At 49.2% G+C, this 13566-nt stretch carries 12 protein-coding genes; 5 read left to right on the top strand and 7 right to left on the bottom strand.

Features of this window, described 5'->3' with window-relative positions; all coding sequences use genetic code 11:
* Nucleotides 1-44 precede the first annotated feature (44 nt).
* From BMW65_RS07085 to BMW65_RS24115, 5 genes are all read left to right on the top strand, one after another.
* On the top strand, nt 45-269 hold the full coding sequence (locus tag BMW65_RS07085; protein WP_090603979.1) for a DUF2683 family protein: 225 nt from the start codon (nt 45-47) through the stop codon (nt 267-269).
* Entirely contained in the window at nt 266-544 is a 279-nt protein-coding gene (locus BMW65_RS07080; RefSeq protein WP_177181032.1) for a Txe/YoeB family addiction module toxin, read from the top strand. The genes BMW65_RS07085 and BMW65_RS07080 overlap by 4 nt, the downstream gene beginning before the upstream one ends.
* 72 nt (nt 545-616) lie before the next feature.
* Nucleotides 617-2983 (top strand): TonB-dependent receptor, encoded by a 2367-nt coding sequence (locus tag BMW65_RS07075; protein WP_177181031.1) that lies wholly within the window; start codon nt 617-619, stop codon nt 2981-2983.
* A 4-nt stretch (nt 2984-2987) separates the two neighbouring features.
* Nucleotides 2988-5360 carry a TonB-dependent receptor gene (locus BMW65_RS07070; RefSeq protein WP_090603975.1) on the top strand — a complete coding sequence of 791 codons (2373 nt, stop codon included), beginning with the start codon at nt 2988-2990 and terminating at the stop codon, nt 5358-5360.
* Nucleotides 5361-5384: 24 nt separating this feature from the next.
* A complete protein-coding gene (locus tag BMW65_RS24115; protein WP_090603974.1) occupies nt 5385-5672 on the top strand; it encodes a hypothetical protein in 288 nt (95 codons plus the stop codon).
* On the opposite strand, the gene BMW65_RS07060 is transcribed toward BMW65_RS24115, so the two are convergent.
* From BMW65_RS07060 to porG, 7 genes are all read right to left on the bottom strand, one after another.
* Nucleotides 5647-6438 (bottom strand): (Fe-S)-binding protein, encoded by a 792-nt coding sequence (locus BMW65_RS07060; RefSeq protein WP_090603973.1) that lies wholly within the window; start codon nt 6436-6438, stop codon nt 5647-5649. The genes BMW65_RS24115 and BMW65_RS07060 overlap by 26 nt on opposite strands.
* A 3-nt stretch (nt 6439-6441) precedes the next feature.
* Nucleotides 6442-7740, bottom strand: coding sequence for a 4Fe-4S dicluster domain-containing protein (locus tag BMW65_RS07055; RefSeq protein WP_090603972.1), 1299 nt, complete (start codon nt 7738-7740; stop codon nt 6442-6444).
* A gap of 176 nt (nt 7741-7916) precedes the next feature.
* Nucleotides 7917-8483 (bottom strand): OmpH/Skp family outer membrane protein, encoded by a 567-nt coding sequence (locus BMW65_RS07050; RefSeq protein WP_090604312.1) that lies wholly within the window; start codon nt 8481-8483, stop codon nt 7917-7919.
* Between the two features lie 117 nt (nt 8484-8600).
* Complete coding sequence (locus BMW65_RS07045) at nt 8601-9143, bottom strand: OmpH/Skp family outer membrane protein (protein WP_090603971.1); 543 nt, start codon at nt 9141-9143, stop codon at nt 8601-8603.
* A gap of 72 nt (nt 9144-9215) precedes the next feature.
* A complete protein-coding gene (gene bamA / locus BMW65_RS07040) occupies nt 9216-11768 on the bottom strand; it encodes an outer membrane protein assembly factor BamA (RefSeq protein ID WP_090603957.1) in 2553 nt (850 codons plus the stop codon).
* 122 nt (nt 11769-11890) lie between these two features.
* The gene (locus tag BMW65_RS07035; RefSeq protein WP_090603954.1) at nt 11891-12631 is read right to left on the bottom strand and encodes an isoprenyl transferase; all 741 of its coding nucleotides are present in this window, start codon (nt 12629-12631) and stop codon (nt 11891-11893) included.
* Nucleotides 12632-12673: 42 nt separating this feature from the next.
* Nucleotides 12674-13477 (bottom strand): type IX secretion system protein PorG, encoded by an 804-nt coding sequence (gene porG / locus BMW65_RS07030; RefSeq protein WP_177181030.1) that lies wholly within the window; start codon nt 13475-13477, stop codon nt 12674-12676.
* Nucleotides 13478-13566: the final 89 nt, after the last annotated feature.

The raw sequence follows: 13566 nt of genomic DNA, 5'->3' as shown, positions 1-13566 counted from the left end.
TTGTGTATTTTTGTACATGTTTTTATTTTTAAAAACAAAGCGCTATGGAAAGTATAACGATTTATCCTAAAAATGAACGTCAAAAATCTTTGCTCAAATCTTTATTGAAAGAGTTGGAGATTCGTTTTGAAATAGGGCAATATGAAGACGAAACCTTATTGAGTGAAAAAGATTTTCTTGCCAAAATAGATAATTCCATTGCTCAGGCTGAACAGGGAAAAACCAGATCGCTTCCAAAAGACCAACAGCGGGAGTTTTTGGGATTATGAGTTATTCGATTGAACTGACTCCGGATGCTGAATCAGACATTGAAAAGCATAAAAAATCGGGCGACAAAAAAATACTCTTGAAAATCGATAAATTATTAAATGAACTCCGTGACCACCCGACCTTTGGTACCGGAAAACCTGAACAATTGAAACATTACGATTTTCCGACTTGGTCAAGGCGAATTTCTGACAAACACCGATTAGTCTATAGAATTCAAGAAGACAAAGTAATTGTATTGATCCTTTCATTCTGGGGTCATTACGGAAACAAATAAAAGTTGAGAAACTAAATCCCCTGTATCCAATATGTCTGCTTAAAAATGAGTGACAAAAGTTTGGATACAACAATGAACAAATATTTTTTACTGCTTTTATTGACGGCATGCCTATTTCAGGTATACGGCCAAAGCAGCACACTGACAGGTACTGTTACCAACCAAGCAGACAGTGCCATCGCAGGTGCTGAAGTGTGCATCTTGCCAGATGGGCCGGTGGCCGTCACGGATGAGGCCGGACGATTTAGCTTGGTGGGCTTGGCACGCGGTACGGTCACGGTGAGCGTTTATGCCGTGGGCTACCGCAAGCATGAGGAGCAGGTTTCCCTAACGCGGGACATCACTGAACTGAATTTCCGCCTGACCATTGATGAGCAGTCGCTCGATCAGGTAGATGTGACCGGCAGGCGCATCAATGCCAATACCGAGACGTTGGTGAAACTGGAAAACACCATCATGCCAGTGACGGTGATTGACCGCCGCACCATCGAATTGATGGGCAGCCGCCGCCTCGACGAGGTGATGAAGGAGCAGACGGGTGTGGCCATCGTAAACGACATCGCCAGCGGCTCTCGATCGGTAGGGGTGCAGATGCAGGGTTTTGGCAGCGAATACGTAATGGTACTCATCGACGGGCAACCCATGGTAGGGCGCAATGGCGGCAACTTCGACCTCTCGCGCATCAGTGTGAGCAACATCGAGCGCGTGGAAATCACCAAGGGATCCGCGGCGAATATCTATGGAGGCGATGCGCTGGGTGGTACGATCAATGTGATCACGCGGCAGGTGGTGTCGCAACCGCAGGCACTCGCGTCGGTCAACTACGGCAGCAACGAGACGGTCGATGTGTCGCTCGATGGGGAAGCACCGGTGTTGCGGCAAAAGGGCAGTGTGGCACTCAACGCCAATTATTACCACACGGGCGGCTTCAACACCAACCAGGGTACCATCGTGGGTACCACGGCGCCGCCATACGACAATTATGGGGCACAGGGACGGTTCCGTTACCAGTTCAACGAGGCCAATCGATTATCCGTGAGCGGACGCTATGGCTTGCGGCGCAGCTTCATGAGCAAAGATTTCGCCGGGGCAAACTATCGCACGGAAGATGTGCTCGACGAGCAGGACGTGAACCTGTCGGCCAACTTCGACCATCGCTTCAATCAACATTGGCGCAGCATGACGCGCTATTACTTTACGCGATACCACGCCGACATGAATGTGGCCCTGTCGCAGGGCGATAGCATCAGCCAGACCACCTTCGGCCAGTTGTTCAACCGGTTGGAGCAACAGGTTTCCTACAGCATCCCTGAAAAGCTGGATGTGATTACCGGTGTTGGCGGCAGCATCGAAGGCATCGACCAGAACATCCTCAACGACATCAGCGAAATCAAGTCGCTCTTTGCCTACTCGCAGGCCAACTGGAATATCACATCCAAATTGGAGTTTACGGTGGGCCTGCGCTACGACCACATCGTCGACTATGGCTGGCGGCTGGATCCCAGCGCGGCGTTGCAGTACCAGTTGCTTCCTACGCTGCGGCTGAAAGCGGCTTATGGTACGGCCTTCAAGGCCCCGGACATGCGCAAACTTTACCAAGTATTCTACAACCCGGCGTATAACAACATGGTGGTCGGTTCGTATGCCATGCGCGATGTGATCAACGCGATGCGCGAAAGCGGGCAGGTGAGCCAGTATGAACTGGAGCCTGTTTACGATGAGATCAAGGGGCTTGCACTGAATGCCGAAATGAGCAAATCGTACAACGTGAGCTTGATCTGGGAGTCTCCAGACAGGAACATACGGGCCGAAGGCAGCGTGTTTCACCACGATATCACCAACCAGATCAATTCCGTACTGATCGGTCGGGATGTGCAGGGAGGATTGATCTATTCCTACCGCAACCATGCTAAGGCCTATTTTCAGGGTGCGGAATTATCATTGAGTTACAAGCCCATACCGGACCTTCAGGTCAGCGGGGGCTACCAGTACTTGGTAGCCAAAGACCGGACGGTTGGCGACGAAATCCGGGAGGGTGGGAAATATTACAGTCCACTGTTTGATCCCAGCACGGGTTTTGTGAATTACACGCCTTCGACGTCCGATTACTGGGGTATTGAAAACCGCTCGGTGCATATGTTTAATGCCCGCGTATTTTATACGTACCAGCCTTTGCAGTTGAGCGCTAATGTGCGCGTGAACTACCGTGGCCGCTACCCGTTTAGCGATCTGAACAACAACGGTTATATGGATCGTTTTGATACATTCGTCCGCGGGCATTACCTCCTGAATGCCGGGCTGGAAAAGCGGTTTCCGGCACAGCGCATGTCGCTTCGTCTCACCTCGGAGAATATGCTTGATTTCGTGGATCAGAAGGTGCCTTCTCAGCCGGGGCGTGTTTATTTTGTAGGGCTGTCTTATCAACTGTACCGAAAGTAAGGGCATGGCTGGGATCAGGGAGTGTTTGTCTATTATTCTTATTGGTTTGGCCTTTCACGGCGAGGCGCAAGTGGCTGGAACGCTTGACGGCCGCGTCGCCGATAGTAAGGGGCGGCCGGTTTTAGGTGCTACGGTACTCCTTGAGCCCGACCGCCACCTCATACAGACCGATTCGGTTGGTGAGTTCCGTGTCGAAGGACTTTACCCGGGAATCTACCTCTTGCAGGTGACACACACGGGTTTTCGCACGTTCGTGGATTCGGTGATGGTGGGGCAGGACGAGAATAAAGCCATAGCTGTCACCCTGCTTGCAGGTGATCAGACTATCGGCGAAGTAAACGTGACGGGTGATCGCTCGCTTGCCCCGACGCCGGACAACTTAATTCGACTCGATCGGGCAGCCATGCCCATGCAGATCATCACACGGCGGCAAATCGAGCTGATGGGGAGTCGTCGACTGGACGAGGTGCTCAAAGAGCAGACCGGCGTGGCCATCGTCAACAACATCAGCGGCGGCAGCCGCTCAGTGGGGGTGCAGCTACAGGGGTTTAGCAGCGAATACGTGATGGTACTGATCGACGGGCAGCCCATGGTAGGCCGCAATAGCGGTAACTTCGACCTATCCCGCATCAGCGTGAGCAACATCGAGCGCATCGAGATTGTCAAAGGGGCTTCCTCCTGCTTGTTCGGCAGTGAAGCACTCGGCGGTGCTATCAACATCATCACACGTTACGGGGCGGTGCAACCACAAGCCTCAACATCTGTGAGCTACGGCAGCCTGAATATCGTAGACGCGACCGTAGACGGCGAAGCTCCCTTTCACCACCAACGCGGCTCAGCGACGGTGAGCGCCAATTATTACCGAACGGATGGATTCAATACGAATCCCTACCTGTCGTCTGGCGCGACCAGTGCGCCATATGACAACTACGGTATACAGGGCCGTGTCCGCTATCGGCTCACCAAGAACAGCACGATAGGGACCAGCGTCCGCTATGGGCTGCGCAAGTCCTACATGCCCAAAGACTGGGGGGATGGTTGGGTATCCGGTGATAGCCAGGATGAGCAAGACCTGAATTTGTCTGCCTCATTTGACCATACCTTCCGTTCCGGCCTGCGCAGCATGAGCCGTTACTATTTCACACGTTATACATCAGACATGAGCGTGTTGTGGGAACAGCAGCAATCGGTAGCCAGCAGTGAGGTGTTTGGTCAGTCGCTCCACCGTTTCGAACAGCAATTTGCACTCAGTATCCCAGATGCAGGCATAGGCCTCACGGGCGGGTTGGGTGGAAGCCTGGAAAAGCTGGATGAACAGGCACTGGGCGACATTCGCCATATGGCAACGACCTTTGGCTATGTGCAGGGCGATTGGCAGGTGTCCAAGCGGTTTTCGGCATTGGGGGGACTCCGATACGATTACACGCAGTATTATGGGGGCAGGCTGAATCCAAGTTTGGGAGTGCAATATCAAATCGACCGTCGGTTGTTGCTGAAAGCGGGGGTAGGTACGGGTTTCAAGGCACCGGATTTCCGGATGCGGTACCTGGTATTTTATAACCCGGCAGCCAACTACCTGGTCATCGGCAATGACCTGCTGGGCAAGACGTTGCAGCAGTTGCAGGACAATGGGCAGATCAGCGAACTTCGCCAATATATCGTGGATCAACTGAATCAAAATTTACAGGCGGAGCGCAATACTTCCTGGAATGCGGGACTGGTATGGAATCCATCTTCATGGGTGAAAGTGGAGGGCGGAGTGTTCTATCATCAGCTCCGCAACCAAATCAATGCGGTGCTGGTGGCTACCGGTACGGCTGTGGGTCAGATCTATTCGTATCAGAACCTATCCCGCGCGACAAATAAGGGTGCCGAAGCGACGATCAATCTTACCCCAGTGGAAGGCCTCGACATCAGTGTAGGCTATCAATATTTGATCTCCCGTGATTTGAGTGTAGTGGATAGTATACGCACAGGCCATTGGCCTTACAATCAAAACATCCACAACCCGATTACCGGAGAATCGTTCAGCCCTAAGGCCTCGGACTATTGGGGTATTGAAAACCGCTCGCGCCACATGCTCAATGCCCGGGTTTTCTATACGTATCGCCCATGGGATGCCAGTATGTCCGTACGGATCAATTACAGGGGGAAGTATCCATTTGCCGATTATAATGGCAACCAGTTTATCGACCGTTTTGATACGTTTGTGCCGGAGCATACGTTGCTCAACATGTCTATGGAAAAGAAATGGATGCAACAGCGATTAAGCATCCGGCTGACAGTAGACAATCTTTTGGACTTTAAACACATGCTCATGCCCGGTCAGCCCGGCCGGTTATTTATTGCAGGGATTACGTATAGATGGTATCGGTAACTTCTATTAATCATTAACAAATAAATGAAATCGATATTTACGTCTTTTGAAATGGAAATTTTAGACGAATACTGTTTGCTGCTGATTGCATTGGCGATGGCCAACATAGGCATCGTGGCGCTGAATGTTTATCTGGATAATAAGTACTTTAGGAATCGCACGGAGAAAAAAATCTTGCTAAAGAAAAGAACGGTTGAAAGCAAAAACCAAGTTTCACTATTTTGGAAAATTAATCCATCGGCAATAATAGATCGCGAATATTTTCTGATTGAGGGGTGTTCTTTCGTCACAACCCATTCGCCCTCGCCGTGATTTCGGCGATATCCAGTACCTGTACGTCCTGTTCTTTTTCCTTGATTTTAATGCCGTCACGCAGCATGGTCATGCAAAATGGGCAGGCAGCGGCGATGATTTCCGGCTGGGTTTCCAGTGCTTCCTCGATGCGTTCGGTATTGATGTCTTTCTTTCCCTTTTCGGGCTCCTTGAATAGTTGGGCACCCCCGGCGCCACAGCATAGGCCATTGCTGCGGCATCGTTTCATTTCCACCAGTTGGGCGTCAAGACTTTCCAAGGCCTTGCGCGGTGCTTCATAGACTTCATTGCCGCGGCCTAAGTAGCAGGGATCATGGTAGGTGATGCGTCGGCCCTTGAAGGATTCGCCGCCCTCGGCTTTAAGCTTGCCTTCGTCAATCAACTGCTGGATAAGCTGTGTATGGTGGATGACTTCATAATGGCCACCCAAATCGGGGTATTCGTTTTTGAGCGTATTGAAACAATGGGGACAAGCAGTGATAATTTTTTTTACTTCGTACCCATCGAGGATTTGGATATTCATCAAGGCTTGCATCTGGAAGAGAAATTCGTTGCCCGCACGCTTGGCGGGATCGCCCGTGCAGTTTTCTTCCGTGCCAAGGATGGCGTATTTGATGCCCACATGGTGCAGGATTTTGCAGATATCACGGGTAATGCGCTGGGCACGCTCGTCAAAACTGCCCGCACAGCCTACCCAAAATAAGATATCGGCGGTTTCTCCTTTGGCCATCAGCTCGGCCATCGTGGGTATGTTGAGTTCGTTCATTTGCTAATTACCATCCACCCAATTTGCTCTATCTGCTTGTGCATATTTCCAGGGAGCCCCATTATTCTCTACATTGCTAAACATCGCATGGAGGCTGGCGGGGGCCTGGGATTCTTCCATCACGGCATATCGCCTGAGCTCCATGATGATTTCCAGTGGATTGATGTTTACGGGGCAGGCTTCCACACAGGCGTTGCAGGTGGTGCAGGCCCAGATTTCCTCGCGGGTGATGTAATCGTCTAACAGGGATTTTCCATCTTCCGTCAATTCCTTGTTTTTGCGGACCTTATTGCCTACCTCCACCATGCGATCGCGGGTGTCCATCATGATTTTCCGGGGGGATAGCAGCTTACCCGTCATGTTGGCAGGGCATACTGCCGTGCACCGTCCGCATTCGGTGCAGGTATAGGCTTCCAGCAGGTTTTTCCACGTGAGATCCGATATGTCTTTTGCCCCAAAACGAAGTGTGGCAGCTATGGCCATCGGCGTGTACGTTGGATCGAGCATCGCCTTTACTTCATTGGCCACGCTCTCCATAGTGGTAAAATGCCCTTTGGGATTCAGGTTCGAAAAATAGGTGTTTGGAAAGGCAAGCACGATGTGCAGGTGCTTGGAGTAGGGGAGGTAATTGAGAAAGACCAGCACCCCAATGATATGGAACCACCAGCAAAAGCGCTCGATGCCGATGAGCGATGAAACATCATCCGGTAACAACGGAAGCAACCATCCACTCACCGGAAACGCACCTGCTTGCGTATAGTGCGGTGCACCCAGTAATTGCAAGTTATGGTCGGCTGCATTCATGGTCAGAAAAGCGGCCATCAGCAGGATTTCGGCAGTGAGGATAAGATTGGCATCCGTCCGTGGCCACGGAGTCATCTCGGTGCCGGAAAAGCGCCTTATTCGCGCGATGTTGCGTCGCATCAGAAACACGATGCATCCGGCCAACACCCCCAATGCGAGCCATTCAAAGGCACCGATAAGCAAGGCATAAAAAGCCCCCAGGCCCGAAAAAACGCGATGGGTGCCGAACAGGCCATCGATGACGATTTCGAGCATCTCGATGTTGATAATGCAAAATCCAAGATAGACAAATAGGTGGAGCAACGCAGCGAAGGGGCGCTTAAACATCTTCTTTTGGCCGAAAGCTACCAAGAGCATAGCCCGCCACCGTTTTGAGGGGTGATCAAAGCGCCGCTCATCCCGTCCCAACCGGATGTTTTGGAAGATTTTACGAGCGTTGCAAATGGCCAGCGCCACCGCAGCAAGTAATAGTGTTCCGAAAATGAGTTGGCCTATCATATATTGGGTTTATATAGCCTATACCACCTAACCACTACGAAAATACGGAATTTAAAATGCTATGCAAGCATAATAAATTATTTAGATGGATTTTAAGATTTAAGGGGTTAGGGACAATAAAAAAGCGGAATGGTTGTACATTCCGCTTTAGTTAATATAGGTGTTCGATATACCTCTTATGGATTGGATGGTGTGGCTGCAGGTGTTGTAGCCGTAATTCCCAGCTTGGTCTTGACATCCGCAGTCAAATCGTCGCCACCGGCGAAGTAGGGAATGCCACTATTTGCGATGTCAAACACATACGCATAGCCTTTTTCTTTCGCTACCGCTTGAACGGCTGTGTTTGCCTTTTGAAAGATGGGCGCGAACAGTTCTTCGCGTTTTTGCTCCAGCTCTTGCTGGGCTACTTGCTGGAATTCTTGGATCCTTCTTTCGATATCATTTACTTCCACAGTAAGGGTCTGTAATTTGGCATCAATAGAGTCCCTGTTGGCTTCGCTGCGATTGCGTTGCAGGTCTTGTGCGGCAGTTATCCTTTTTTGGTATTCAGCGCCCATTTGCTGCAATTCGCCTTCCTTGCTTTTCGAAAGGGTTTCAAATTCCGCATTCGCGGTTTTGAATTCGGCCATCGACTGGATGATGTCATTTGAATTGACATGGCCAATCTTCTGCTGAGCACTTACGAGTCCGGTTGATAAAAACAGCAGCCCTACCACCACTACACCTTTAAACAAATTTTTCATGCTATCCATTTTGATTTTACTTGTTGTTTTGGGGCTACGATCACTTACCCCTGTCTGTGATTATACGTTATTATTCTTGTTACTTTTCCTAAAAGTCCCGCAATGATACGAAATGGATTAATTTTCCGCAAGTGACGGATCGGGTTTATATCCTAAACGGGTAATGACATCGTTGCTTTTATCCAATTTGGGGTTGGCGTAGAGGAAAGTTACCTCGCTTCCTTTATCCAGGATGATATCCAAACTTTGGTCGGTAGCAATGGTTTGGATGGCTTGTGCCACCCGATCTTGGATGGGTTGGATCAATTTGGTGCGCTCCTGAAAGAGGTCGCCTTCAAAGCCGAATTTCTGCCGCTGGAATTCCCGGGCTTCCTGTTCTTTGAGCACAATTTCATCTTCCCGTTTCCTGCGCATTTCTTCACTAAGCAAAACCTGTTCTTCTTGGTAAGCTTTATAAAGCTTTTCGATTTCAGCAAAACGGTTGTCGACCTCTTCCTGCCATTGTACGGATAATGCATCCAACTGCTTTTGGGCAGCAAGGTATTCGGGTATATGTTTCAGGATATATTCAGAATCCACGTAGGCAAATCGCTGGGCCAATGCTGCGGACGAGGTAAGAACCAGCAGAACAACGATTCCCATTATTTTTTTTGCGTTCATGATTATATGACTTTAGTGGTGAACATCACTGCAAAAGTAATTCCATTTTTTTAATCTCAAATCTATATTATATTAAAATCCCCCCATCTGTTGCATGATGCTGAAGGTGAAATTCTGCCGCCACGTGCTGGATGGAACGCCCGGTATCGGATCAAATGCATGGCCATAATCAATACCCAGCAAACCAAAGATAGGCAGGAAGATACGGGCTCCTACACCTATCGATCGGCGTACTTTGAAGGGATTGAAATCCCGGAAGTTATTCCAGGTGTTACCACCTTCAGCAAAGGCCAGTACAAACACGGTAGCTTGGTCATTCAGCATCACGGGGTGCCGCAGTTCCAGTTGGTATTTGTTGTATATAGGGCTGCCCGAGTTACGGGCAATATTCACATCTGCGCCGTCGGGTATGACCATCCCGTTGGCATACCCCCGCATGGCGATGATCTCCGAGCCTTGCAGGAAGTCGAAGCCCATCATCCCATCGCCACCGAGCTTAAACCGTTCGAATGCCGACTGGCCTGTTACGCTGTTATACGTGCCCAGGAAACCGAATTGCGCTTGTGCCTTGAGAACCAGTTTGCCGGCAATCCGGGTAAACCATTGGGAGTCAAACTTCCATTTATGGTACTCTGTCCACTTATACCGCTCGTCATTTGGCGCAGTGGGATAATTAATGCTGTTAAAGCTCGAATAAGGCGGCGTGACCTGGATGGTCAACCGCAGGTGCGAACCGCTTGTTGGATATATCGGGGCATCCACTGAATTGCGGCTAATCTCTTGCGTAAGGTTGATGTTGTAGGACGTGCCATTTTCAAACAGGAATCCGGGGTAGTTCTGCAACTTATATTGCTGGAATCCCAATGAGTAGTTCAACTGGAAATAATTGTCGGGCCATTGGAGGCGTTTACCCAAACTCACGGTCACCCCGTTCATCCAAATCCGGTTTAAGTCGGCATCGCCCACAATCTGCCTGCCCGTCCAATAGTCAAAGCCGCCGAATGAAGACGATGAGGTAAAGGCACTCACCCCGAAATAAATCGGTTTCTTACCGCCCAACCACGGTTCGGAAAACGAGAAGCTGTACGACTGATAGCGCTTGCCGCTGGTTTGGCCACGGAGGCTCAATTTTTGGCCATCGCCCCTTGGCAAGGGTTTCCAGGCACCTTTATCAAAAATATTGCGGGTGGAGAAGTTGTTGAAATTGAGACCCAACGTGCCGATAACCTGGCCTGCACCGAAACCGCCGGAAAGCTCCACTTGGTCGGACGGTTTTTCCACCACATTGTATTCAATATCCACGGTTCCATCAGCGTGGTTGAGGTTGGTGGGTACCGGGTTGGTCTTTTGTTCGTCAAAGTTGCCTAATTGGGAAATTTCGCGGGTACTGCGCATCAGCAGTTCCTTGGAAAATTTCTGGCCGGGTTTGGTGTAGATGGAACGGAGTAATACGCGATCATTGGTCACGTCATTTCCTTTAAGGATGATGTTGTTGACGGTAAACTGGGCCCCTTCATAGATGCGTAGATCCAAGTCGATGGTGTCGTTGTATATCTTGGTCTGTATGGGGTCTACGGTAAAGGTCAGGTAGCCGTCATTCATATACAGCGAAAGGATATCATCACTGTTTCGGGTAGGCCCGCTAAGTTTGGTATTGAGTTTTTCTTCACTGAATACTTCACCTTTCTCAATACCTAAGATGACGTTCAATATCGAGTCCGAGTATTTTGCATTCCCCTGCCAAGAAATGTTGCCGAAGTAGTATTTCGGGCCTTCATAGAGGTCGATATCAACGATGACATTCCGGTTGTTGTATTTGTAAAAGGTGTCCCTAAGAATTTCTGCATCGCGGTAACCGCGTTCGTGCATCTTGGCGATGAGGTTTTCTTTCGCTTCCTTATATTTCTCTTCCTTGAATTTGCCCGGTCCGGTGATACGCCACCAAGTACGTTGCCTTACGCCCTTGAAAAACTTGCGGAGCTGGCGTTGTGAAAACTCTTCATTGCCTGTAAAATTGATGCGATGGGCACGTACCTTGCGGTTGCGATCCACGTTCACTACCAGGATCTGATTGTTTGCCTGAGTGGAGTCCTTCACGGGAGCCATCGTGATTTCAGGGTATAAATACCCCTTTTCGCTGAGGTAGCGGGTGATGGTATTCCGCGTGGTATTCATCAAATTTTCGTTGACGATTTTACCGGTGTTTTCATTGAGCTGCTTGCGGACATCCTCCGTTTGGGTCTTGCTGAGCCCTTCGATATCGATACGGGTGAGGCGTGGGCGTTCGACGACATGGATGTTGAAAAAAATCGAATCGCCTTTTACGGCGTCCGCATAAAGTTCCACATTGTCAAACAGGCCTTGATTCATCAGGTTTTTTACCACATTTGATGTAGCATCGCTCGGTACTTCGATGCGTGATCCAACCACTAGTTTTGATATGGTGATAAGTACATCATTATCAAGGTATTCCGTACCACTTACCGTTATTCCTCCAATAATGTAATTCTGGGGGTTGAGGTAGCTAAATTCATCTGAATTACCCACGGGTGTTCCGCGTTGCTGGGCAATGGAGGTCTCTGCCGCCAATATGGTAATAAGTACAAAAAAGAGTATCCGCTTCATCTATCTAATTTATCGCCGCTAAAGTACGTCAAACAGTTGTTAATTTTTGTTAAAAGGTTTTTTTTTGAGACACGAGACAACAGACATGAGATAACAGACCCTGCACAATTAATCATTAATCCTTATTTCAGTTGTTCACTGGTGAGTCCGAAGCGACGTTCACGCTGTTGATAAGCAATGACAGCTTCAAATAAGTCATTCCTTCTGAACTCCGGCCACATTTTATCAGTGAAGTATAATTCGGCATAGGCCAATTGCCAAAGTAGGTAGTTGCTGATGCGCTGTTCGCCACTTGTGCGAACCATAAGCTCCGGATCCGGTACATTACGGGTGGTAAGATGCTGAGCGAATAGCTGTTCATTAATATCATCAGGGCTGATTTGGTTTGATTGGACTTGGCGGGCCAATTGCCGGGCCGCTTCCGTGATTTCCCAACGTGCGCTGTAGCTCAATGCCAACGTCAACGTACAATTGGTATTAGCGGCTGTTTTTTCCATCGCTTCGTGAAGCCGGAGGTAACATTTGGTGGGCAACTTGGCTAAATCACCGATGGCGTTAAGCTTGACGCCATTATCCATAAGGGTCTTGGTTTCTTTATTAATTGTATTGACAAGGAGTTCCATCAGCGCGGATACTTCTAATTTTGGCCGATTCCAGTTTTCGGCGGAAAAAGCATAGAGGGTCAGGTATTTGACGCCGATTTCAACCGCACCTTCCACCGTGTCCCGCACCGCTGCTACACCGTTTTGATGACCAAACACGCGCAGCTTACCGCGTTCTTTCGCCCATCGCCCATTGCCGTCCATGATGATGGCTACATGTTGGGGAAGCCGTGACTTATCTATCTTTTCTTTGATATCCATCCGTTAATTTGGCGCAAAGTTAATATAATTTTTCGAACGGAATCACCTCCATTCCGGACACCCGCCTTTGAAAATGGTGTATGACAGGGTGATGCCTACGGTCATGAACGAATCGTAAGGGCGTCCGTCGCCACGTTGGGAACCTATCGGCGAATTACTCGGATTTGCTATGTTTCCCCAATCGGATCGTGAAACAGGTGCAAAACCATTTGAAAGGGCATAGTTGTAATAAACGTCGTAATCGAAATAATCACCACTCACATCATCCAGATAATCCGTTAAGGTCATTCGATAGCCAAGTTCAGCACCGATGGTCCACGGTCCCCGCAGGTTGTATTTGAAGCCTGCGCCAAATGGGATGGTAATCGTTTTGTTTTGGTATATTACACCTTCTGTGTAGTAATGGCGCAATTTGATGTCATTTCCTGAAACGCTCCGCCACTTCGGGTCGAAGAGGATACCTCCTATGCCTGCAAAAATATAGGGTGTATACACGATCCTGCCCCGTTGCGGCAACCACTTGAAGAAATTGAAATCCACCAATAAAGCGGCTTCTTTCACGGCTCCGAAAAAACCCAGGTAGCGATTTTGTCGCTGCTGGACGCTCGAATAAAAATCATGTGCAAATAGATTGGCATAAGCAAAGTTACCACGGAGCCCCCAAGTATGGTTAAAATTGTATTTGACAAACGCAGCGGCCGACCAGTCGTTGAAAGCCAGGGGATTTTCGGGGTTGATATCGCCCATATAGCCTGAGGCGCCGCCTTGCAAACCAATTTCCCATTCCTGCGCTTGGACATTCATGAGTTGGAAAGCAATGAGTAACGTCAAAAATCCTCGGAGCACCGTATGGGGGTTGTCTATTTATAAAGGGCTAAAGATAATTATTTTCGTTTACGTATAAAGAACTCCGTGTAAATCCGCCAAATCTGTGT

This window comes from Parapedobacter koreensis (assembly GCF_900109365.1).
Taxonomy (GTDB): Bacteria; Bacteroidota; Bacteroidia; order Sphingobacteriales; family Sphingobacteriaceae; genus Parapedobacter; species Parapedobacter koreensis.
This window is presented reverse-complemented; position numbering and strand designations above follow the sequence as displayed.

Coding starts and splice junctions, on each gene's coding strand:
- BMW65_RS07085 (WP_090603979.1), top strand. CDS start 45: ATGGAAAGTATAACGATTTATCCTAAAAATGAACGTCAAAAATCTTTG.
- BMW65_RS07080 (WP_177181032.1), top strand. CDS start 266: ATGAGTTATTCGATTGAACTGACTCCGGATGCTGAATCAGACATTGAA.
- BMW65_RS07075 (WP_177181031.1), top strand. CDS start 617: ATGAACAAATATTTTTTACTGCTTTTATTGACGGCATGCCTATTTCAG.
- BMW65_RS07070 (WP_090603975.1), top strand. CDS start 2,988: ATGGCTGGGATCAGGGAGTGTTTGTCTATTATTCTTATTGGTTTGGCC.
- BMW65_RS24115 (WP_090603974.1), top strand. CDS start 5,385: ATGAAATCGATATTTACGTCTTTTGAAATGGAAATTTTAGACGAATAC.
- BMW65_RS07060 (WP_090603973.1), bottom strand. CDS start 6,438: ATGAACGAACTCAACATACCCACGATGGCCGAGCTGATGGCCAAAGGA.
- BMW65_RS07055 (WP_090603972.1), bottom strand. CDS start 7,740: ATGATAGGCCAACTCATTTTCGGAACACTATTACTTGCTGCGGTGGCG.
- BMW65_RS07050 (WP_090604312.1), bottom strand. CDS start 8,483: ATGAAAAATTTGTTTAAAGGTGTAGTGGTGGTAGGGCTGCTGTTTTTA.
- BMW65_RS07045 (WP_090603971.1), bottom strand. CDS start 9,143: ATGAACGCAAAAAAAATAATGGGAATCGTTGTTCTGCTGGTTCTTACC.
- bamA (WP_090603957.1), bottom strand. CDS start 11,768: ATGAAGCGGATACTCTTTTTTGTACTTATTACCATATTGGCGGCAGAG.
- BMW65_RS07035 (WP_090603954.1), bottom strand. CDS start 12,631: ATGGATATCAAAGAAAAGATAGATAAGTCACGGCTTCCCCAACATGTA.